General features: G+C 63.0%; 23 protein-coding genes and 1 rRNA gene. 18 read left to right on the top strand and 6 right to left on the bottom strand.

Going from position 1 to position 21351, the window contains the following annotated elements:
- The first annotated feature begins 9 nt into the window (after nucleotides 1-9).
- A 5S ribosomal RNA gene (gene rrf / locus GVL04_RS12105) occupies nucleotides 10-126 on the top strand.
- Nucleotides 127-180: 54 nt separating this feature from the next.
- Here rrf and GVL04_RS12100 read toward each other — a convergent pair.
- On the bottom strand, nucleotides 181-1044 hold the full coding sequence (locus GVL04_RS12100; protein ID WP_235036261.1) for a LysR substrate-binding domain-containing protein: 864 nt from the start codon (nucleotides 1042-1044) through the stop codon (nucleotides 181-183).
- A 71-nt stretch (nucleotides 1045-1115) separates the two neighbouring features.
- Between GVL04_RS12100 and GVL04_RS12095 the strand changes: the two genes are divergently transcribed.
- Together GVL04_RS12095 and GVL04_RS12090 are read left to right on the top strand one after the other, a co-directional pair.
- The gene (locus GVL04_RS12095) at nucleotides 1116-2000 is read left to right on the top strand and encodes an alkaline phosphatase family protein (RefSeq protein WP_235036260.1); all 885 of its coding nucleotides are present in this window, start codon (nucleotides 1116-1118) and stop codon (nucleotides 1998-2000) included.
- Entirely contained in the window at nucleotides 1997-2848 is an 852-nt protein-coding gene (locus GVL04_RS12090; RefSeq protein WP_159704534.1) for an EamA family transporter, read from the top strand. Before GVL04_RS12095 ends, GVL04_RS12090 begins: the two co-directional genes overlap by 4 nt.
- Here the strand turns inward: GVL04_RS12090 and GVL04_RS12085 are convergent.
- The 3 genes from GVL04_RS12085 to GVL04_RS12075 all read right to left on the bottom strand — a co-directional run bounded on the left by GVL04_RS12085 (nucleotide 2845) and on the right by GVL04_RS12075 (nucleotide 5502).
- A complete protein-coding gene (locus GVL04_RS12085) occupies nucleotides 2845-3678 on the bottom strand; it encodes an alpha/beta fold hydrolase (RefSeq protein WP_159704531.1) in 834 nt (277 codons plus the stop codon). The genes GVL04_RS12090 and GVL04_RS12085 overlap by 4 nt on opposite strands.
- Nucleotides 3679-3741: 63 nt before the next feature.
- A complete protein-coding gene (locus GVL04_RS12080) occupies nucleotides 3742-4596 on the bottom strand; it encodes an alpha/beta fold hydrolase (RefSeq protein WP_159704528.1) in 855 nt (284 codons plus the stop codon).
- Nucleotides 4597-4605: 9 nt separating this feature from the next.
- Nucleotides 4606-5502 (bottom strand): alpha/beta fold hydrolase, encoded by an 897-nt coding sequence (locus GVL04_RS12075; protein ID WP_159704525.1) that lies wholly within the window; start codon nucleotides 5500-5502, stop codon nucleotides 4606-4608.
- 76 nt (nucleotides 5503-5578) lie between these two features.
- Here GVL04_RS12075 and lysS point away from each other — a divergent pair, with 76 nt between their 5' ends.
- The 4 genes from lysS (at nucleotide 5579) to GVL04_RS12060 (ending at nucleotide 10595) form a co-directional block, all read left to right on the top strand.
- Nucleotides 5579-7108: a lysine--tRNA ligase gene (gene lysS, locus GVL04_RS12070; RefSeq protein WP_159704522.1), complete on the top strand. Its 1530-nt coding sequence runs from the start codon at nucleotides 5579-5581 to the stop codon at nucleotides 7106-7108.
- Between the two features lie 2 nt (nucleotides 7109-7110).
- The gene (locus GVL04_RS24520; RefSeq protein ID WP_200846829.1) at nucleotides 7111-7284 is read left to right on the top strand and encodes a hypothetical protein; all 174 of its coding nucleotides are present in this window, start codon (nucleotides 7111-7113) and stop codon (nucleotides 7282-7284) included.
- Between the two features lie 129 nt (nucleotides 7285-7413).
- Nucleotides 7414-7740: an Lsr2 family protein gene (locus GVL04_RS12065; protein ID WP_159704519.1), complete on the top strand. Its 327-nt coding sequence runs from the start codon at nucleotides 7414-7416 to the stop codon at nucleotides 7738-7740.
- Between the two features lie 362 nt (nucleotides 7741-8102).
- Nucleotides 8103-10595 carry an ATP-dependent Clp protease ATP-binding subunit gene (locus GVL04_RS12060; protein ID WP_159704516.1) on the top strand — a complete coding sequence of 831 codons (2493 nt, stop codon included), beginning with the start codon at nucleotides 8103-8105 and terminating at the stop codon, nucleotides 10593-10595.
- Nucleotides 10596-10682: 87 nt separating this feature from the next.
- Here the strand turns inward: GVL04_RS12060 and GVL04_RS12055 are convergent, their stop codons facing one another.
- Complete coding sequence (locus GVL04_RS12055; RefSeq protein ID WP_159704513.1) at nucleotides 10683-11417, bottom strand: TetR/AcrR family transcriptional regulator; 735 nt, start codon at nucleotides 11415-11417, stop codon at nucleotides 10683-10685.
- 61 nt (nucleotides 11418-11478) lie between these two features.
- On the opposite strand from GVL04_RS12055, the gene GVL04_RS12050 reads away from it, so the two are divergent.
- From GVL04_RS12050 to GVL04_RS12000, 11 genes are all read left to right on the top strand, one after another.
- Entirely contained in the window at nucleotides 11479-12696 is a 1218-nt protein-coding gene (locus GVL04_RS12050) for a glycosyltransferase (protein WP_159704510.1), read from the top strand.
- A 129-nt stretch (nucleotides 12697-12825) separates the two neighbouring features.
- The gene (locus GVL04_RS12045) at nucleotides 12826-14928 is read left to right on the top strand and encodes a S9 family peptidase (protein ID WP_200846828.1); all 2103 of its coding nucleotides are present in this window, start codon (nucleotides 12826-12828) and stop codon (nucleotides 14926-14928) included.
- A 52-nt stretch (nucleotides 14929-14980) separates the two neighbouring features.
- Entirely contained in the window at nucleotides 14981-15490 is a 510-nt protein-coding gene (locus GVL04_RS12040; protein ID WP_159704504.1) for an amino-acid N-acetyltransferase, read from the top strand.
- A 161-nt stretch (nucleotides 15491-15651) separates the two neighbouring features.
- On the top strand, nucleotides 15652-17100 hold the full coding sequence (locus tag GVL04_RS12035) for an FAD-binding oxidoreductase (protein WP_159704501.1): 1449 nt from the start codon (nucleotides 15652-15654) through the stop codon (nucleotides 17098-17100).
- Between the two features lie 12 nt (nucleotides 17101-17112).
- Complete coding sequence (locus GVL04_RS12030; RefSeq protein ID WP_159704498.1) at nucleotides 17113-17301, top strand: hypothetical protein; 189 nt, start codon at nucleotides 17113-17115, stop codon at nucleotides 17299-17301.
- 155 nt (nucleotides 17302-17456) lie between these two features.
- Nucleotides 17457-18458, top strand: coding sequence for a dihydroxyacetone kinase subunit DhaK (gene dhaK, locus GVL04_RS12025; RefSeq protein WP_159704495.1), 1002 nt, complete (start codon nucleotides 17457-17459; stop codon nucleotides 18456-18458).
- 2 nt (nucleotides 18459-18460) lie between these two features.
- Entirely contained in the window at nucleotides 18461-19117 is a 657-nt protein-coding gene (gene dhaL / locus GVL04_RS12020; RefSeq protein ID WP_159704492.1) for a dihydroxyacetone kinase subunit DhaL, read from the top strand.
- Nucleotides 19114-19791, top strand: coding sequence for a dihydroxyacetone kinase phosphoryl donor subunit DhaM (gene dhaM / locus GVL04_RS12015; RefSeq protein ID WP_159704489.1), 678 nt, complete (start codon nucleotides 19114-19116; stop codon nucleotides 19789-19791). The genes dhaL and dhaM overlap by 4 nt, the downstream gene beginning before the upstream one ends.
- Before the next feature lie 89 nt (nucleotides 19792-19880).
- A complete protein-coding gene (locus GVL04_RS12010; RefSeq protein ID WP_144653226.1) occupies nucleotides 19881-20057 on the top strand; it encodes a CsbD family protein in 177 nt (58 codons plus the stop codon).
- A 103-nt stretch (nucleotides 20058-20160) separates the two neighbouring features.
- Nucleotides 20161-20421, top strand: coding sequence for a DUF4235 domain-containing protein (locus GVL04_RS12005; protein ID WP_159704486.1), 261 nt, complete (start codon nucleotides 20161-20163; stop codon nucleotides 20419-20421).
- Between the two features lie 4 nt (nucleotides 20422-20425).
- Entirely contained in the window at nucleotides 20426-20785 is a 360-nt protein-coding gene (locus tag GVL04_RS12000; protein WP_159704483.1) for a VOC family protein, read from the top strand.
- 13 nt (nucleotides 20786-20798) lie between these two features.
- Here GVL04_RS12000 and GVL04_RS11995 read toward each other — a convergent pair whose 3' ends face one another.
- Nucleotides 20799-21311 carry a glyoxalase/bleomycin resistance/extradiol dioxygenase family protein gene (locus GVL04_RS11995; RefSeq protein WP_159704480.1) on the bottom strand — a complete coding sequence of 171 codons (513 nt, stop codon included), beginning with the start codon at nucleotides 21309-21311 and terminating at the stop codon, nucleotides 20799-20801.
- Between the last annotated feature and the right edge of the window lie 40 nt (nucleotides 21312-21351).

Here is a 21351-nt window from a genome sequence, read left to right as displayed (position 1 = left end):
TAACAAGGTTACGGCGGTCATAGCGTGGGGGAAACGCCCGGTCCCATTCCGAACCCGGAAGCTAAGACCCACAGCGCCGATGGTACTGCACCCGGGAGGGTGTGGGAGAGTAGGACACCGCCGGACAACCATTAAGGTCGAGACCCCCCAACCCCTCACCGGGTTGGGGGGTCTCCCACTTTAACCACCCACACACCCCAACACCGCTTCCACTACATGGCTTCGTTGGTTATCCGCCCGATAGACCAGATACTCCGTGATAGGCGGTATCGGGTCGCCGAAGTCGAGCAGGACCAAGCGGGGATCGTCGTTGAATTCGTCCTCTGCGATCACGCCAACGCCGAGGCCGGCGATCACGGCAGCATGGACTGCTTCCCTGCTGTCCGTTTCAAGCAGCTCGGTGGGCTTTAGGTGAGCTGCGAGGAGCGCGGTCTCGATGGACCTCCGTGTGATCGAGCCGGGTTCCCGGATAATCAGCGGGTGATTTACCAAATCACGGAGCTTGATGACTTTGGCGCCGGCCAAGGAATGGTCGTGCCGTACGAACGCTACAAGGTCCTGGGTGCCCAGTGCGCGGCCGATCAGGTCGGGGTGGGGTGTTTCGTCCGCGATGATGCCGACGTCCACAGTGCCGGCCACTACGCGTTTGCGTATCTCTGCAGAGTTGCCGCTGACGAGTTGGATGCTTACGCCGGGATTCCGACGTCGGAAGGCGCTGAGGACACCTACTGCGTTGATGGGTGCATCGGTGCCGAACCGCAGTTCTCCTTGCATCACCTGACGAGCCTTGGCCAGTACCGCTTCGGCTTCCATTTCCGCTGCGAACAGCTTGGACGTCACTGCGAACAGTTTCTGTCCCAATGCGGTCAGCTCCACGGAACGTCCAGCCCGCTGCAGCAGCTGTACCTCGTGCTGCCCCTCCAACAGGCGGACTTGTTCTGAGAGGGTCGGTTGGCTGACCCCTGCTGACGCGGCCGCCGCCACATAACTTCCATGTGTGGCGACGTAATGGAACGCCCGGAGGTGCGTCAGATTCATAGGCATGACCTAAGTCTCCTATAGATATCAACGGTCGATTCAATACGTGCCGAGCTAATCCAAGTACCGTCGTGTGTGTGAAGAATGAACCCCACATCCTGGTAGTAGGCATCGACGGCGTCCGCTATGACTCGCTCAGGTCCGCGGCTACTCCTGCGTTGGACCGGATTGCCGATCAAGGGTTTCTGGTCCCCGTCCGCGTCCACGAGAAGAATGCCACCATCTCCGGTCCCGTTTGGGCCACAGTGGCAACGGGTGTTCACGCGGATCGGCACAAGGTGACAGGCAACAGCCATCACCCGGTCGAGCTCGACTCGTTCCAGGACTTCACGGCGGCGGTTCGCGTTGCCCGTCCGGAACTGCAGACGATGATCGCCGTCAGTTGGCATCCGCTTGCGATTCGAAGCGAATGTGGACCAATCTTCAGCTCCCGGGGCTGGGTGCCGACGCACGACCCTGAAGAATCGAACGACGCCGACAGTTGGATAAGTGCCGATGACGCCGTCGCCGAATATGCGGCGGAGCGCATAAGGCACGAGGACCTCGCGGCGTCTTTCGTATATTTTGGCGAGGCCGACGTCGAGGCCCACAACCACGGAACCGGCGATGGATATATTGCAGCCATTCAACGCTGTGACACTCGACTTACCACCCTGCTGGACGCGATTGCGGCGAGACCCAACCGGGCAGGCGAAGACTGGACGGTCATTGTCGTTACCGACCACGGCCACCTCGACGCCGGCGGCCACGGCGGAGAGACCCAAGTAGAGCGCACCGCCTGGATAGGGGCCGCTGGCGCAGGCCTGCCCCAGCACGTCACAGCCGTGGATCACGCGGACATCTTTGCCCAAGTCCTCGCGACTTTCGGTGTGGCCGCAGCTGACATTGACGGCGTCATCTTCGGTGCCCGACAGGAGGCTCTACCCGGCGCGACACTCCCTATGACGGCAGCTCACCGTTGACCCTCACAGTTTCGGCGGCCGTCCTCCTGGCAGCGGTCCTACACAGTGTCTGGAATGCCCTGGCCAAGGCCATCCCGGACCGCCTTGCATCGTCCACCATGATTGCCTTGGCGTACTTGGTGTCAGGCATCGCGGGGGTGGCGATCTTCGGAATTCCCCTGCAACAGTCGTGGCCCTTCGTCCTCGCTTCGGCAGCCCTGCAGACCTGCTACCTCATCCTGCTGACCACGTCCTACAGGCACGGCGACTTCTCCAAGGTCTATCCACTGGCCCGTGGCTTGGCCGTCCTTCTGGTGACGGCAGTCGCCACCACTTTCCTGGAGGAGCACCTGAACATGTGGCAGTTGGCCGGAGTGGCAGTCGTCGCGGGCTCACTGCTGAGCTTGGCTGTTACCGGTCACGGCAAAGGGGACACCACAAACCGCAAGGGCACCTTTTTCGCCGTGCTCACGGGTGGGGCCATAGCGGCCTATACGTTGGTGGATGGCGTAGGAGTCCGCCAGTCCGGTGACCCGATGGCCTATATTTCGTGGCTGTTCCTGTTGCAGGGCTTGCTGATTCCCGTGGTCTGTTGGCGCATGGCGTCGGATCGCCGTTCATTCCCGCGACGCGTGGCGCGGTACTGGAAACCGGGATTCATTGGCGGGCTGGTGTCCATGCTCGCCTACGGGATCGTAGTGTGGGCGCAGAGCCTGGCACCCCTTGCGTTGGTGTCGGCATTACGCGAGACCAGCGTCCTGTTGGCAGGAGTTATTGGAGCGGTGTTCTTCAACGAGAAATTCAGCCGGCTCAGGCTGGGCCTGACAGTCGTTGCTGTGGCCGGGATCGCGGCCATTCAACTCGGCTAGCCGGAGAAGAACCCGGACAGCTCCGAGATCAGCTTGTCCGGAGCCTTGATCGGGCCATCGTGCCCGAAGCCGGGGAGGATGCTGTAGCTGGAACCGGACAGGACATCGTGGATCTGGCCGCACGCGACACCGAAGTACGAGGGGCTCTTTTCGCCTACAACGATCAGCGTTTCCAACGGCAGGTCCAGGAACGGCTCGGCGGGCATGTCGGCTGCGATGACCGCCTTGATTTCACGTACACCGCACGTCATTAGTTCGCGCATTTGCTTGCCCAGGGGCGTACCGGCCGCCAGCTTGTTCGCCAGGGTCAACATGGACAACGGCATGCGGGCGAAGGCGCCGCCGGTCTCCACGCCCTTGATCAGGACGGCGAGGGCGCGATCGTAGTCTCCCGCCGCCGTCGCGCGTTCATAATCGGGTGTCCAGTCGGCCTTGACGCTGTGGTTAACCGAGACAGCAGGGTCGTAGACGGCCAAGCGCTCCACCGGGAGGGTCCGTGCGGCGTGCAGTGCTACAGCGCCACCAAAGCTGTGCCCGAAGACGTCCGTGCTGGACGTGTGCTTCATGACGGCGTCGAGGTCGCGGATGTCCGCTTCCAGTGTGTAATCCTCCGCCTGGGGCGAAGAATCGCCGCGTCCGCGTCGGTTGAAAGTATGGACGGGGCGGCCAAGGGCTTCGCTGAGTTTCTGGGCGAAACGTGTGTAATCGGAAGCTGTCACCATGGAGGCAGGAACGACGACGACGCCGGAACCTGCCGCTGCCAGGTCGCCACCCGTGGTGAGTACTTCGAGGTGTCCGCCGTCGGTTGTCATGATGATGTCGCGCGTCATGACTTGAGCCTAACCGAGTGACCTGAATGCGGGCAGCATGCCGGCGCCTATGTGGACAAGCAGTCAGCCTTTGAAGTACTCCGAGATATCCGAGACGAGCTCGTTGACGGCGGCTGGAATGGAACCGTGGAACCCCTTGGGAGAGACCTCCAGGGTGCTGCCTTGGACTGCCCTGTTCAGCCGTGCTGCGGTGACTTTATAGAACTGCGGACTCTTCTTGCCCACCATGAAGTGCGTGCTGGAGGGGAGGACGGAGAAGTCGCGGGGTGTTTCGGCGGCTTCAAAAGCGGCTTTGAGCTCGCCGACCCCGGAGGGCATGAGTTCACGAAAGAGCTTGTTGACTTTGGTCCGCGAAACCACTGCCATGAGTCCCACCAGGACGGGCTCCGGGACGCGGGCCAGGGCGGTTCCGGGATGCATGCCCCTTTTCATCCGGGCCATTGCGCGGTTGATGTCGCCCTTGTTAACGGAGTCCGCGAATCCAGCCAGCCAGTCCGTGTCCATACTTCCGTCGATATTCACGGCGGCGTCGTAAACAGCGAGCTTGTCCGGCTGGTGGTGCGTTCCGGCGAAGGCCTGAGCCGCGTTCAAGGCAACTGATCCACCCAGGCTGTGGCCGAAGATGTTCCGTGCCCCGGTGGCGTCCATGATGGTCCGGACGTCGGCGATCTCCGTAGCCATGGAGTAGTTGTGCGGTTGATCGGTGGACTTGCCCCGGCCCCGGCGGTCGTAGACATCAACGGCCCAGCCATCACCCAGGCCCTTTGCCAAGGCTATGGAGAACGGCCGATAAATGAGTGCCGTGAGGAACGCGCCACCGATCAGCACCACCCGACGCTCCCCGGGTGCGTCTTCCGTGCCGTAGCTGTACAAGGCGAGCCTGCCGCCGTCGTGCGTCTTAATCTCACGTTCCCTCACCGGAACATCCTAGGCGGCACCTGCTGGTTCCCCTTGGAGCTGGTTCCCGGAAAGGAACCTGGCGATGCGGGCCGCGAGCCGCCGGCCGGGCCGAAGTGGACCTTCATGGAACTGGAGCGGCACAACGGCGAAGTCGATCGCCGGTACCGCTCCGGCCAAGATGCGGCCGGTTTCCGCGAAATAGGCAGGACTCCAACCGCCACTAAGCATCAGCGTCGGCGTGGAGAGCTTCATGAAGTCGTGAAGGTTCGCATCGGCGTCGAGGACTGCCCGCATCTCGGTGACAGCGGTAGGAAGCAGCGAACGCATCTCCAAGCCCAGCCGGGTTCGTGCGGAGAGGACGCTGAGTGTCCGCAGCGCCCCCATGGGCAGATACGAGATTGGCCCGGCAGTCCCCAGCCCCTGGACCAGGTGCGCCCAAGCATGATCCAGTTGTCCGGCGGTTACAGCTTCTTCAAGCTCGGGCCGCCAGCGGCTGCTGAGGTTGCCGGACAGTGACACCGCGGCATCGTAGGTCACCAGTTTGTTGATCCTGGCCCGTCTCGCGGCCTGCAGCGCAACGAATCCTCCATAGCTGTGTGCCACAACATCGGTTGAGCCGCTCTTCTCCATTACCGCGAGGAGGTCCGCAATTTCGGTTTCAACCGAATAGCCGGGCGGCTGCGGCGCGGACTGTCCCCGGCCGCGCCGGTTGTAGCTGTGAACCGGGCGGTCCAGCATGACGCTCAACGTCCGAGCAAACGGCCAGTACAGGGAATCGGTCACCAAGGTGCCATGGACAAGCACGACGCCGGGCGGTTCGGCGGGTGCCTTCGAGCCGGGAATGGAAGCAGCCGACGCCGGCCGGAACGTGTGCACCTCAAGCTGGCCGCCGCCGTCGTCCGTTTCCACTGTCCACGTCTCCACAGCCCCGAGTCTATGCGTTTGCCTGATCTTGGCGCCCGGAAGAAAAGGCCCGTAATCACCGGTAAACTTAAGGACTGTGACTTCCGCAAACACCCCAGCCCTGAACACCTCCGCAGAGCCCATCGAGGCCAGCGAGCAAATGCGCATCCGTATGGAGAAGCGCGCCAAGCTGATCGAGCGCGGCACGGAGGCCTATCCGGTGGGTGTTGAACGGACCCATTCCCTCGGCGAAATCCGTGAGAAGTACGCGCACCTCGAAGCCGACGAGACCACCGGCGATACCGTGGGCGTCACCGGCCGCGTGGTGTTCGTCCGCAATACCGGCAAGCTCTGCTTCGCCACCCTCCAGGAGGGCGGCGTGGACGGCAAGGGCGTACGGCTGCAGGCAATGCTGAGCCTTGCGAACGTCGGCGAGGAAGCGCTCGCCGAGTGGAAGGCCCTGGTTGACCTGGGCGACCACGTCTTCATCAAGGGCGAGGTCATTTCCTCCCGCCGCGGTGAGCTGTCCGTCATGGCCGACTCATGGTCCATGGCCTCCAAGGCCCTGCGCCCCCTCCCGGTCCTCCACGCGGAACTGAACGAGGAAACCCGTGTTCGCCAACGCTACGTGGACCTTATGGTCCGCGACGAAGCCCGCGAAATGGTTTACAAGCGCGCTGCCATCACCCGCTCTGTGCGCGACACCCTGGACCGCTACGGCTACGTGGAGGTTGAAACCCCCATCCTGCAGCTGGTCCACGGCGGTGCCACAGCACGCCCCTTCGAAACGCACATGAATGCCTTCGACCAGAAGATGACGCTGCGCATCGCTACTGAACTCTTCCTCAAGCGCGCCGTCGTTGGCGGCATTGACCGCGTGTACGACATGGGCCGGGTCTTCCGCAACGAAGGCGTGGACTCCACGCACAGCCCCGAATTCACCACCCTTGAATGCTACGAAGCGTGGGCGGACCAGTTCGTTATGGCTGAGCGCATGAAGGAAATCATCTTGAATGTGGCCGACGTGGTTGGAACGCGCACCATTCAGACTGACGCCGGCGAGATCAACCTCGACGGCGAATGGGCCTGGGTTTCGGTATACCCGGGTATTTCTGAAGCAGTAGGCGTGGAAATTACTCCCGACACCACGGTGGAGGAACTGCTGGCCATTGCCGCCAAGCATGAGGTCAAGGTGGACCCCAAATGGGACGCCGAGAAGATCGTGGTTGAGCTGTTCGGCGAGATCGTGGAACCCACCCTCCTGAACCCCACGTTTGTCTATGACTACCCGCCCTCTGCGCAGCCGCTGGCCCGGCCGCACCGCGAAGACGGCCGCCTCATCGAAGCCTGGGACCTGATCATTGGCGGTATGGAGCGAGGTACTGCGTTCTCCGAGCTCATTGATCCCGTGATCCAGCGTGAACGCCTCACGGAGCAGTCCCGCCGCTCTGCCGCCGGGGACGAGGAAGCCATGCAGTTGGACGAGGACTTCCTCCGTGCCCTTGAATACGGCGCGCCGCCCATGGGTGGCATCGGGCTGGGCATAGACCGCCTGGTCATGTTGTTCACGGGTGCCGGCATCCGTGAAACCATCCTCTTCCCCCTGCTGAAGCCTGAAGGACACTGATCATGGAGTACATCGCAGTCCTTGCGCCGTCAATCGTTGTGGGATTGATCTTCTGGTTTGCCATGAAGTCGATCTTCAATGCGGACAAATCCGAACGCCAGGCAGAAGCCCGTGCGCAGGCCGAAGCGAATTCGAAAAATTCCGGTCCGGCATCCGAAGGGCCAGCCACTAAATAGGCTCCTAAATGGGTTCCACTTAGAGGGGAATCCATTTGTGCTTTGACGTGCACGCTTGCCGTGAACGATAATCGACAAAGGAATCCGGGGAATTTCTGATTATCCAACCCTCCAAATGAGAGGCAACTCATGGCACAGAAAGTAAAAATCATCCTCGTCGATGACCTGGATGAAGGCTCTGCGGATGAAACTGTCCGCTTCGGCCTGGATGGCGTGAGCTACGAGATGGACTTGTCCACCGCCAACGCAGCTTCGCTTCGGAAGGCCCTGGAACCGTACGTTGCCAAGGCCCGGAAGACTTCTTCCGGCCGAGCCACGCGGGGTCGGGCTACAGCTGCCCGAAGCCAGGATTCCGCACAGATCCGCCAGTGGGCCCGTGACAACGGGTACACAGTCAACAGCCGCGGACGTATTCAGGCTGAAATTCAGGAAGCCTACCAAAAAGCCAATTCCTGATTCACCGCTTCAATGCCCCGGCAGTCGCTGCCGGGGCATTGGTTGTTTAACGGATGTGGTTTGTTGAGGATCCCGCTTCGCCCGAGGGGTGGGATATTCCGGTAATCGCGCGCTCCCTCGACCGTCCGAATGCCAACCCTATTGGGGTTATCGCAAAGCTGTGCCGTGAAATAGTCCCACAGTGATACTCCCGGAAGTGGGCGAGAGGCGGTAGGCAGGATGCCACCGTCGTCCGCCGGGGTCAAGGGGAAGCGCCCGATTTATTCCACCGCAGCGTCATGTTTCCCCTGTGGCGAACACGCCCCAAAAGTGCTGCTCCGGCACGTAGCATCAAAGTACGTCGTAGCTAGGAGTGTGGCGAAATGTTTGAGAGATTTACGGACCGTGCCCGTCGCGTGGTCGTCCTTGCCCAAGAAGAGGCACGGATGCTTAACCACAATTACATCGGTACCGAGCACATCCTCTTGGGTCTGATCCACGAGGGTGAAGGCGTTGCGGCCAAGGCGCTCGAGTCCCTGAGCATTTCGCTCGATGGCGTTCGCGAGCAGGTACAGGAGATCATCGGCCAGGGCCAGCAAGCCCCGTCCGGTCACATCCCCTTTACGCCGCGCGCCAAGAAGGTGCTTGAGCTTTCCCTCCGCGAAGCATTGCAGCTCGGCCACAACTACATCGGTACTGAGCACATCCTGCTCGGCCTCATTCGCGAAGGCGAAGGCGTGGCCGCCCAGGTGCTGGTCAAGCTTGGTGCAGACCTCAACCGGGTCCGCCAGCAGGTCATCCAGCTGCTCTCCGGCTACCAGGGCAAGGAGGCCGCGGGCAGCGGCTCCGGCCAGGGCCAGCCGGAAGGTACTCCTGCAGGTTCGGTGGTGCTTGACCAGTTCGGACGCAACCTCACCCAGGCCGCCCGCGAAAACAAGCTCGATCCTGTGATCGGACGCGAGCAGGAGATGGAACGCGTCATGCAGGTCCTCTCCCGCCGTACCAAGAACAACCCCGTGCTGATCGGTGAGCCCGGCGTCGGTAAGACTGCCGTCGTCGAAGGCCTTGCCCAGGCGATTGTGCGCGGCGATGTCCCGGAGACCATCAAGGACAAGCAGCTGTACACGCTTGACCTCGGTTCCCTGGTGGCTGGTTCCCGCTACCGTGGTGATTTCGAAGAGCGCCTGAAGAAGGTCCTCAAGGAAATCCGCACGCGCGGAGACATCATCCTCTTCATCGACGAGATCCACACCCTGGTTGGTGCAGGTGCTGCCGAAGGCGCCATTGATGCGGCGTCCATCCTGAAGCCGATGCTCGCCCGTGGTGAACTCCAGACCATTGGCGCCACCACGCTGGATGAGTACCGCAAGCACATTGAGAAGGACGCTGCTCTTGAGCGCCGCTTCCAGCCGATCCAGGTCAAGGAACCTTCCGTCGCGCACGCGATCGAGATCCTCAAGGGCCTCCGGGATCGTTACGAGGCACACCACCGCGTCACGATTACCGACGGCGCCCTCGCCTCGGCTGCGCAGCTGGCCGAACGCTACATCTCGGACCGCTTCCTGCCGGACAAGGCGATCGACCTCATCGATGAAGCCGGTGCACGCCTGCGCATCCGTCGCATGACCGCCCCGCCGGAGCTCAAGGCCATGGATGAGCGCATTGCCGACGTCAAGATGGAGAAGGAATCCGCCATCGACGCCCAGGACTTTGAGGGTGCTGCCTCACTGCGCGACAAGGAGCAGAAGCTCATTGCCGAACGCGCGGAGAAGGAGCGCAACTGGAAGTCCGGCGGCATGGACGACATCTCCGAGGTTGACGAAGACCTGATTGCCGAAGTTCTTGCGAACTCCACAGGCATCCCTGTCTTCAAGCTCACGGAGGAAGAGTCCTCGCGCCTGCTCAAGATGGAAGACGAACTGCACAAGCGCGTCGTTGGCCAGAACGAGGCCATCAAGGCCCTGTCGCAGGCCATCCGCCGTACCCGTGCAGGCCTGAAGGACCCCAAACGTCCCGGTGGCTCGTTCATCTTCGCCGGCCCCACGGGCGTCGGCAAGACCGAGCTTGCCAAGGCGCTTGCCGAGTTCCTGTTCGGTGAAGAGGACGCCCTCATCACGCTGGACATGTCCGAGTACTCCGAGAAGCACACAGTTTCACGCCTCTTCGGTGCACCTCCGGGCTATGTTGGCTACGAGGAAGGCGGCCAGCTGACCGAGAAGGTCCGTCGTCGTCCGTTCTCCGTGGTCCTGTTCGACGAAGTTGAGAAGGCCCACGCGGATCTCTTCAACTCGCTGCTGCAGATTCTGGAAGACGGCCGCCTGACCGACTCCCAGGGCCGCGTGGTGGACTTCAAGAACACCGTGATCATCATGACCACCAACCTCGGTACCCGCGACATCTCCAAGAGCGTGGCCACGGGCTTCCAGTCCGGCACGGACACCCAGACCGGCTACAACCGTATGCGGGCACGGGTTACGGAAGAGCTCAAGCAGCACTTCCGCCCCGAGTTCCTCAACCGTGTTGACGACGTCGTGGTGTTCCCGCAGCTGACGCAGGACGAGATCATCGAGATCGTGGACCTGTTCGTGAACCGCCTGGAGCGCCGCCTCAAGGACAAGGACATGGGCATCGAACTCACCCCCGCTGCCAAGGTTCTCCTGGCCACGCGTGGTTACGATCCCGCCATGGGTGCCCGGCCGCTGCGCCGCACCATCCAGCGCGAGATCGAGGACCAGCTGTCCGAGAAGATCCTGTTCGGCGAGATCCACGCCGGCGACATCGTTGTAGTGGACGTTGACGGCGAAGGCGACGACGCCAAGTTCACGTTCGAAGGCAACGCCAAGCCGCGTATACCGGAGATTGCTCCCACCGCGTAAGTAGCACGTTTTATCGCAAAAGCCCCATCCGCTCCGCAAGGAGTTGGTGGGGCTTTTGTGTTGCGGCGGGTTCGGGGAGGCGGCCTGCTAAGCCGGGATGCCTGCCCCTGCCAGATAGTTGGTGAGGACAGCTGCGAATTGCTCTTCAGAGTGGCCGGTTTCGCCCCGCTCGGTCATAGCTTCAGCCAGGTGCGGGTAGTCGCCGGTATTCAGGGTCTCCGCGAGGTACAGGACACGATCGGCTGCGGCGCCCATGCGTCCGCCACCGGACGCCAGCTCGTTCTGCACAAACGCTGAGGTGAGGGCGGACATCATCGCCACCGTTTGCAGTTTGGCTGGACCAGGAAGATCCACGGTTGCCAAAGCGGATACTGCCGCTTCCAGGTACCGCAATGAGTTGGGGCCCATCGACGGCCGCGTCAACAGCAAAGGCGCCAGCCACGGGTGTCGGTGCATGATGTCGCGACCCTGGTGGGCAAGGTTCAGCAGTTGGCCGCGGGCGTGCCCGCTGCCCCCTGTGTATCGGTACTCTCCGGCAACCGTATCCATCATGAGCTCCACAAGTTCATCGTGTGACTTCACGTACCGGTAGAGGGATGCGGCGCCTGCGCCGATGCCGGCGGCCACGCGTCGAATGGACACCGCTGTAAGACCTTCTTCGTCCGCGATGCTGACGGCCGCCGTCGCAATTCCGTTCCGCGAATGTTCCGGCTTGGGCCCGACGGTTGAACGTTCCGGGCGCCGCCAGACGTCCGTGGGATCGTGATCAGGCAATCCAGCACCGCCTTTCATCCGGTTGGAGTGATTTGTTCCAAGTCCCATTCCACTATATTCTTAATTGCGAACGGTGATCGCAATTTGCGAAAATTCGGAAAGGGATGACATGCGGGTACTCATGGTGACTCCGGGGACGCGGGGAGACGTTGCGCCCATGGCCGGGCTGGGAAGTCGCCTGCAGGTCCTTGGCTACGAGGTCGCCATCGCGGCCAACCCCGCGTATGCGCCGCTGGTAGTCGAGTCGGGGTGCGAATTCAGGCCGCTGCCCGGTGATCTGACCGAGTTGATAAGGCAGCCGGCGCCCGAAGCGAAGGCCCCGCCGGGCAGCCTGCGCAGCTTTTGGCGGAAGCTCAGTGAGTACATGGACGATGCTGCCACCGGGACCCTGGCTGCTGCTGAGGCTGGCACTGACGTGATCCTGGCGAATTCGGTGGCGCCATATGCATACGACATCGCCGAGGCCTTCGGCATCCCGGCCATTGGCGCCCACCTTCAGCCGACGGAACCGAGCGCAGCATATCCGCCGGTGTTGATGAACTCGGCTCGAAGCCTGGGTGCGTGGGGGAACAAAATCATAGGTGAGCGCGCAGCTGCGGGTCCGGCTCCCTACGACGCCCCCAGCGCTCGCCTCCGCAAGTCGCTGGGACTGGGCAAGCAGAGCCGTGCAAGCGGTGAGCGCCGTCGTCGCAAGGCGCAGGCGACTATTCTTCACGGCATCAGTCCCTCTGTTCTGCCGAGGCCTGCTGATTGGCACGCGGGCCTGATAATGGCTGGATATTGGTGGCCGGTGATGAGGCCGGACTGGCGGCCGCCCGCGGACCTCCTGGACTTCCTGGCCGACGGCCCGCCGCCCGTTTTCGTTGGATTCGGAAGCAGCGCCCACATTGATCCCGGCTTCATTCTGGAGGCAACGCGCCGGGCAGGAACCAGGGCCGTTGTGCAGGGCGTCGAGGGTGTGCTGGGTGACGACGCAATCGGCGTCGGCAGCATTCCGCACGAGTGGCTGTTCCCGCGGATGGCTGCCGTGGTTCACCACGCTGGAGCGGGAACCGCTGCGGCCGGATTGCGCGCCGGTGTTCCCACGGTGGGCATCCCGGTCTACACGGACCAGCCGCTCTGGGCATCCCGTATCGCGTCGCTCGGGGCGGGCCCCTTGCCGATTCCTTACAAGAAGCTGACTCCGGAGCGCCTCGGCGACGCCATCGCGGAAGCTGCCAGCACGCCGTCGTACGCGCAGCGGGCAGCGGAAGTGGCGTCCTCCATCGCATTGGAGGACGGAACCGCACCCGTGGTTGAAGCCCTGCGAAATCTCCCATCCAAGTAGCAGCAGGGCGCGTTTTGGACACTCATAACGCGCTGAGCTGCGACTCAGTTGGGTGAATATCTGAAAGTACTGTTTCACTGTAAGTGAACCACCCTGTGATCGGCAGCACAATCCGTGTTGAATCGGATCATGGACTCTGCTGACACTCATACCCAGGGCGAGCAGCCCGAAACACCTTTTCACGATCTGGACCACTACCTCGCCATCCCGCGGGTTGGCGGACTGACCCTCAGCCCCGATGGCAAGCGGCTTGTCACCACCGTGACGACGCTGAACGGCAAGGGAACCGAGTTCGCCACTGCGCTGTGGGAACTCGATCCCGCCGGCCAAAAGCACGCACGCCGCATCACCCGCAGTTCCAAGGGCGAGGCCGGCGCGGTCTTCGCTGCCAATGGCGACCTCTACTTCACCTCGGCGCGCCCTGACCCGGACAGCCCCGACGCCGACCCCGTGAACGCGCTGTGGCTGCTGCCCGCCGACGGGGGAGAGGCCCGGGTGGTGCACTCCAGGGCCGGAGGCATCAGTTCCGTCATGGCTGCGAAGGATGCAGACGCGACGTTCATCAACGCCGAGGTCCTGGCGGGGTCCACGGACGAGGAAAATGACGAGGAACGCCGCAAGACCCGCAAGGACAACAAGGTCTCGGCCATCCTTCACGGCGGCTACCCGGTGCGCTACTGGGATGCCGACCTTGGGCCGGCCGAACCGCGGCTCTTTGCCGTAGAGCAAGGTGAGGAGAAGGAGCCCGGAAAGCCTTCCACGGTGGACGCCGCGGCACAGCTCAAGCTGCGCAACCTGACGCCCGGCGTCGGCGGTTCCCTGCGCGAAAACAAAACCGCGGTTAGCCCGGACGGCAAGACCATCTACACGAGCATGACGAAAGCGCTTGCGAAAGCCGACAGCCGGGAGGTGCTTGCCGCCGTCGACGTCGCCACCGGCGCAGTGAAGGTGCTTCTGGACCACGAAGGCATGAGCTACTTCCCGGGGCCTGTCAGCCCGGATAACCGCACGCTTGTGGTGGAGAGCGAAAGCGACACAACGCCTACGCAGGCTCCGCAGGTTAAGTTGCACCTGCTCAACGTGGCCGGCGGCGAGACCACGGACCTGGAGCCGCTCGCGCACCACTGGGACCGTTGGGCCAATGGGCTCGCATGGCTTCCGGACGGCAGCGCCATCCTGGCGAAAGCGGACGACGACGGCGCGTCGCCGGTTTTCCGGATCGACGTCAGTGACGGTGGCGTAACACGGGTAACGAAGGACGCCGCTGCCTATTCCGACGTCGTGGTTTCCCCTGACGGAATAACGGCGTATGCGCTGCGAAGCTCGTACGAGTACCCTGCCGAAGCCGTGCGGATCGACCTCGCCACGGGAGAGGTTGTTCGCTTGCAAGCGCCGGCGGAGAGACCCGAATACAAGGGCCGGCTGGAACGCGTGGAGACGGCGGCGGAGGACGGCTCGCGGGTGCCCGCATACCTCGCCCTCCCGGAAGGTGCCTCACCTGAAAGCCCGGCGCCGCTCCTTCTTTGGATCCATGGTGGTCCGTTGGGCTCGTGGAACGCGTGGACCTGGCGGTGGAACCCGTGGCTGCTGGTCGCCAAAGGCTACGCCGTGCTGCTGCCGGATCCTGCGCTCTCTACGGGCTATGGCCAGGAGTTTATCCAGCGCGGATGGGGCGAGTGGGGCAAGAAGCCGTACACGGACCTCATGGCTATCACGGATGCAGTGGTGGAACGGCCGGACATCGATGAGTCCCGGACCGCGGCCATGGGCGGGTCCTTCGGCGGCTACATGGCCAACTGGGTTGCCGGGCAAACCGACCGCTTCAAGGCAATCGTCACCCACGCCAGCTTGTGGGCGTTGGACCAGTTTGGTCCCACCACGGACGCGGCCCAGTACTGGCTGAAGGAAATGACTGTGGAGATGGCGATGGCGAACTCGCCGCACCTGAACGTGGGCAATATCAAGACGCCCATGCTGGTGATCCATGGGGACAAGGACTACCGGGTGCCGATCGGTGAAGGACTGCGCCTTTGGTACGAACTCCTCTCCTCATCGCAGCTGCCAGCTGATGAGAACGGCCAGAGCCCGCACCGCTTCCTGTATTTCCCGGACGAGAACCATTGGATCCTGCAACCGAAGCACGCGAAGGTTTGGTACGGCGTGGTTGAGCACTTCCTGGCCAAGCAAGTGCTGGGCGAGGATCTGCCGGTTCCTGAGGAGTTGGGGCTGTAACACCGTAGGGGCGGAGGCTGGGGAGAACTTGCTTCCTCGTTAGGATGGGGGAGTGAATTCGACCTTCAGCCTCCGCCCTGCCCGCACCAGCGATGTGGCGGCCATCAAGAGGCTCGTGGCGCCCTTGGCTGAGGAGCGGATCCTCATGGCCAAGGAGACTGTGGCGTATTACGAGAGTCTCCAGGAATTCCGGATCGCCGAGTCGGATGATGGCGAAGTCATTGGCTGCGGAGCCCTGCATGTGATGTGGGAGGACCTTGCGGAAGTCCGTACCCTGGCTGCCGCAGACTCTTGGCGTGGGCGGGGCGTAGGGCACGTCCTCGTGGAGAACCTGCTGGAGGAGGCGCGGGCGCTTGGAGTGAGCCGCGTCTTCTGCCTGACGTTCGAGGTGGATTTCTTCAAGCGTCACGGATTTGAGGTCATGGCGGACCAGTCGGCCGTGGACCCGCAGGTGTACTCCGAACTGCTGCGCTCGCATGACGAAGGTGTAGCGGAGTTCCTGGACCTTGCCCGAGTGAAGCCCAATACCTTAGGCAACACCCGTATGATCAAGCAGCTCTAACGCCCTCTCCGCATCTGATTTCCCACCCGGAAATGGCGTGTCGATTAACCCTGCCCGATTATGAGTGATTTAATACCTCTTCTCTTATATCCACTTGATGGATAAACTGGACAAGGCTTGCTGGGGAAGCTTCCACCACATCGGTCAATTGAGAGAAGATCATGCAGTCCCACGCGTCCTTTTCAGATGTTTCAGAACTCCAACTCAGCGTGCGCGGTCCAGTGTTCACGCCTGCCGATCCCGGCTTCGCCGCCGAAGTAGCGGCCTTCAATTTGTCCACACAGCACCAGCCGGATCTTGCCTTCGGCGCCCTCGACGCAGAGGACGTTTCGGCGGCCGTTCGCTGGGCAGCGGAACGCGGTTTGCCCGTGTCCGTCCAATCCACCGGTCACGGTGCCACCAATGCCATTGAAGGCGGCCTGCTGATCAGCACCCGCCGCATGCTCGAGCTCAGTATCGATCCCTTGGAGAAGACAGCCCGCGTGGGTGCGGGCGTCCGCTGGAAGGCCGTGGTGGAACTCGCCGGGACCTTTGGCTTGATGGGGCTTTGCGGTTCAACCACGGATGTTGGCGTGGTGGGGTACACGCTAGGCGGCGGATTGCCCATCCTGGGCCGTAAATACGGCTTCGCCTCGGATCACGTCATTGCCTTCGAGCTGGTCACGGCGGACGGCACCCAGCGTCGGGTGACCAAGGACGAGAGCCCGGAGCTCTTCCATCTCCTTCGTGGCGGTAAGGGCAATCTTGGCATCGTCACCGCTATGGAATTCCACCTCTTCCCTGCGGGCGATCTCTATGCCGGTGGAGTCTACTTCGACGGCGGCCATGCCCCTGAAGTCCTGCAGGCATTCAGGGAATGGGTACCATCCTTGCCCGTGGAGGCGTCGGCGTCCATGGCCTTCCTCCGCCTCCCCGACATGGAGATGATTCCGGAACCCTTGCGCGGAAAGTTTGTCATTCATCTCCGTTACGCCTTCCAAGGAGACCTGGCTGCCGCCGCGGAAGTCCTTGAGCCGATGCGCCACTGCGCTCCTTTCATGATGGACGCCACGGGGCCCTTGGACGCCACCCAATTCGACACGATCCACCAGGACCCGGATCAGCCGGTTCCGGTGCGGGAACACGGGTTCCTGCTGGATCGGCTGGACGACCAAGCCGCAGACACCTTGTTGCGGCACTTTGGCCCCGGCGTCGAAAGTCCCGTGTTGATGGCAGAACTCCGTCTCCTGGGTGGGGCGCTGGCCAAGAGCGCAGAGGGGGAGGACATCGTGGGTGGGCGCGACGCAGCGTTCAGCTTCTTCATGGGTGCGATCGCCGTTCCGCCGGTCCTCGACATACTGCCGTCAGTCTTCAGTGCTGTCCATGAAGACCTTCGTCCCGCTGCGAATGCGGGGACGTTTGTGAACCTGCACGGACACTTTGTGGATGCCGAGGATAGGGAGCGGCCTTGGCTGCCCAGCGCGCGGGAGCGGCTCCGCAAGGCAAAGGCTGAGCTGGATCCCAAGAACATGTTCAGCTTTGGGCACGTAGTGGGGCTTCCGGTGATCGACCAGACCGTGCTGCTTGAAGATGTAGTGACTGCCGGCGGCGACGCCGTCCTGAACAGCTAAGCGGTGCGGACAATGAACAGCCGCGTCACGTTCCCCGACTTCTCAGCTTTTCAGATCGACATTCCGCACGGATCGTGGCCGCACGAAGCCTCGTGGACGGGCGACCGCCATTCAGACCCCGACCTGTACTCGGCCTTCTGGCCCGAATTCCAGGCCAGGCAGGAATCCGAGGCGGTGACCGCGCCGCCGGCCGGGGAGTAGAACCGTGACCGGGAAATAGATCAGGACGGAAGGGGTAGCTCTTGGGAGCTGCCCCTTCCGCTATTTAAGCCCTGCGACCGCCTCGGGGCCTACCGTGGCCCGGGCCGCCGGTAGTAGGGTCAGAGCACCAGCCACAGCACGCCCAGGAGCATCCAATGAAAAAGCTCATCAATGATCCACGCGCCGTGGTGGACGAGTCCGTTGAAGGTTTCGGCATGGCACATGCCGACATCGTGGACGTCCATCCGGAGCCCAAGTTCGTCGTCCGGAAAGGTGCGCCGGTAGCGGGCAAGGTTGCCCTGGTATCCGGTGGAGGCAGCGGCCACGAGCCACTGCATGCAGGTTTCGTTGGGCTCGGAATGCTCGACGCCGCTGTCCCCGGCGCAGTCTTTACCTCGCCCACACCCGACCAGATCATCCCGGCGACCGTCGCGGTGGACTCAGGCGCCGGCGTCGTGCATATCGTCAAGAACTACACCGGCGACGTCCTGAACTTCGAAACCGCTGCCGAAATGGCGCAGGCCGAAGGCGTGCACGTGCGTTCGGTCCTGGTGAACGACGACGTCGCGGTGGAAGATTCGCTGTACACGGCTGGCAGGCGAGGGGTTGGCGGAACTGTCATGGTCGAGAAGATCGCCGGCGCCTCCGCCCAGCGCGGCGACGACCTTGATACGGTCACCGCGATTGCCGAGCGAGTGGTGGCAAACGTTCGGACCATGGGTGTTGCGCTCTCCGGTTGCACCGTCCCGCACGCCGGGACGCCAAGTTTTGAGCTCGCGGACGATGAGATCGAGATCGGCATTGGCATTCACGGTGAGCCAGGCCGGCACAGGATCGCCATGGAGAGTGCCGACGCCATTACGGACCGGCTGCTGGAACCCGTCCTGGAGGACCTCGCCCTGGCATCCGGGGAAAAGGTTCTGCTGTTCGTCAATGGCATGGGCGGTACGCCCCAAAGCGAGCTGTACATCGTCTACCGGCGCGCGGTGCAGGTCCTGGCCGAGCGTGGGGTCACCGTGGAGCGGTCCCTGGTAGGCAACTACGTCACGTCCCTGGAGATGCAGGGATGCTCCGTGTCGGTGCTGCGCCTTGACGACGAACTCACCAGGCTTTGGGACGCCCCCGTTCATACCGCCGCGCTGCGGTGGGGTGCCTGAGCATGGGGTTGGACGTTAACTGGGCCCTGGACTGGTTGAAGCTCTCCGCCAAAGCCATGTCGGAGCACCGCATGGAGCTGATTGAACTGGACCGGGCCATTGGCGATTCGGACCATGGCGAAAACATGGACCGCGGATTCCAAGCCGTCCTCCAAAAAGTCGAGGAGACCCCGCCGGAGACACCTGGAGCGGCCCTCAAGGCCGCGGCGATGACTCTCATGTCCAAAGTTGGCGGAGCAGCCGGACCGCTCTACGGCACGGCGTACTTGAGGGCAGCCACCTCGCTGGGGGAAGCCGCCGATATCGATGCCGAGGCGCTGGCGGAGGCCCTGGCGGCCGCCCGCGACGGCGTAGTGGCCCGGGGCAAGGCCGAGCTTGGCGATAAGACCATGATCGATGCGTGGACGCCCGCAGTTGAAGCGGCCCGGACGGCGGCGGCAGGAGGCTCTGACCCGCTGGGTGTGTTGGAAGCGGCCGCAGAAGCCGCGGAGACCGGCGCCATTGCTACGGATCCCCTGGTGGCACGCAAAGGCCGGGCCAGCTATCTGGGGGAGCGCAGTGCAGGTCATCGCGACCCGGGTGCTGCTTCGACGGCACTGCTTCTTCGCGCCGCCGCCGCTGCGGCTGGTTCCAGCGATACAGGAACCGACGCCGTATGACTGTTGGGATTGTGGTGGTCTCGCACAGCAGCAAGATCGCCGAGGGCGCAGTGGAACTCGCCGCCCAGATGGCGCCCGACGTCGACCTCGTCGCCGCCGGGGGCACGGACGACGACCGCATTGGGACCAGCCTGGAGAAGGTGCTGGCCGCCGTCGAGCAGTCCCTGGTTGATTCGGGCGGCGATGGCGTGGTGGTGCTGACGGACTTGGGCTCCGCAGTGATGACGGCCGAGTCAGCCATGGAGTTCGCCAGTGAACCCGACTCCGTGCTGCTGGCCGATGCGCCCCTTGTAGAGGGACTCGTGGCCGCGGCCGTCGCTGCCCAAGGAGGTGCCGGCGTCGAGGACGTGCGCAAGGCGGCAGAGGCCGTGGGCTTCCGGGCTGCTGAGCCGATTGGGGCCGCTGACGCGGGTAAGCCCGACGCGAGGGGCGAGTTCGAGCTCATCAACCCCCTCGGCATGCACGCCCGGCCGGCCGCAAAGATCGCCGGTGGACTGTCCGGGCTGGACGCCGAGGTGACGGTCAACGGCGTCGACGGCATGTCCATTATGGCGCTCATGGCGCTCGCCGCGGGCAAGGGCTCCGCTCTCCGGGTTGAAGCTCGTGGCAAGGACGCGGTGAAGGCTGTTGACTACGTGGGACGGCTGGTGGCGGAAGGGTTCGGCGAGCTCTAGGCGCGCCGATTTTCTGCCAAATATTGCTAAGTATGCTGATTAGTGGTGTTGTAGAGGTACAAGGTTCCTACGACGAAAGAGGTGCGACCATGGGTGCAGACGACAAGATGGAGAATGCCGGCGAGAAGCTTGGCGGCAAGGCCAAAGAAGCTGCAGGCAAGCTGACGGACGACAAGGGCCTCGAAGCTGAAGGCAAGGGCGACCAGGTCAAAGCAGATCTCAAGGGCGCCGGCGAGAAGCTGAAGGACGCCTTCAAGAAGGACTAGGAATGTGGACAGGGCCGCTGCAATTGCAGTGGCCCTGTCTTGTTTTGCGGCGATTGTTGTGTGGGGCCCGTTTCGAGGCCCGCTCTTTGATGGAGGATCTTTCGTGAACATACTGGTAAAACTTTTCGGCCTGGCTGTAAGCCTCGGCGCAGGTGCCCTCGCCAACAAGACGCTGGAGGGCCTCTGGGAGAAAAAGACCGGCAAGCCCGCGCCAAAGGATGGGACCGATCTCAGCGACTCGCTCCCCGGCGTTCTGGTGTTCGCGGTTGTTTCCGCAGGCGTTGGCGCGATAGTTCACGTTCTCACCCAGCGGGGCACCAAGAGCGCCCTGGCCCGCATGAAGAAGACAGCTGACGAGGTTTAAGAAAATGGCCATAGCCAAGTTCCCCAGTGTCGTCATCGATTGTCCCGATCCGGCCGTGCTCGCCGCCTTCTACGGAGAGCTCTTCGGCTGGGAAGTCGAAGACAAAGGCGACTGGTTCGATATCAGGCCCAGCGACGGCAGCAATTGCATCTCCTTCCAGCAAGTCGAGGTGTATCAGGCCCCGGTGTGGCCCGGCCAGACGATCCCACAGCAAATGCACCTGGACATGGTGGTGGAGGACTTGGACAAGGGCGAGGAGGTTGCCCTCTCGCTGGGCGCCACGAAGGCGGACCATCAGCCCGGCGAAACCTTCAGGGTATTCCTGGACCCCGCCGGGCACCCGTTCTGCCTCTGCCTGTCGTAAGGGTCCGCAGATCCTAGCCCTGCTGCGCGGCCCACTCTTCTACCCGACGGTTGCTCTCCTCCTCCGAGAGGTCTTCGACGCGGGTCATGATGGACCAGCGAACGCCAAATGGATCGCGGATGCTCGCGTAGCGGTCACCTGAGACGAACGTGGTCAGCGGCTCCCGGATGGTCGCGCCGGCCTGCTCTGCCTTGTGGACAAGTCCGTCGGCATCGGAACAGTACAGGCCCATGGAGTAGCAGTCGTTTTCACCCTCCGGTGCCGGGACCAGGTGATATTCGGGGTTGGGCTCGCCCAGCTGGAGGTGGCCGTTGCCGAAGTCGAGCTCGGCGTGCACCACAACCCCGCCCATCTCGGTCTCGCCCACCACCCTGGCGCCAAACACATCCCGGTAGAACGTGATCGCTTCCTTGGCGTTGGGCACGGCGAGGAACGGTGTGAGACTGGTCAGTCCGTTCGGGATACCGTGCGTGGTGTGCTGGCCGTTGGCGGCGGTGGTCGCTTCGGTGCTTGTAGTATCTGTCATGGTTATGACGCTACGTGCCTGTTAGGGGCCGGCGCTTGGA

Source organism: Arthrobacter sp. 18067 (assembly GCF_902706295.1).
Lineage (GTDB): Bacteria > Actinomycetota > Actinomycetes > Actinomycetales > Micrococcaceae > Arthrobacter.
The sequence above is the reverse complement of the archived record's forward strand: the minus strand, read 5'-3'. Positions and strand labels throughout refer to the sequence as shown.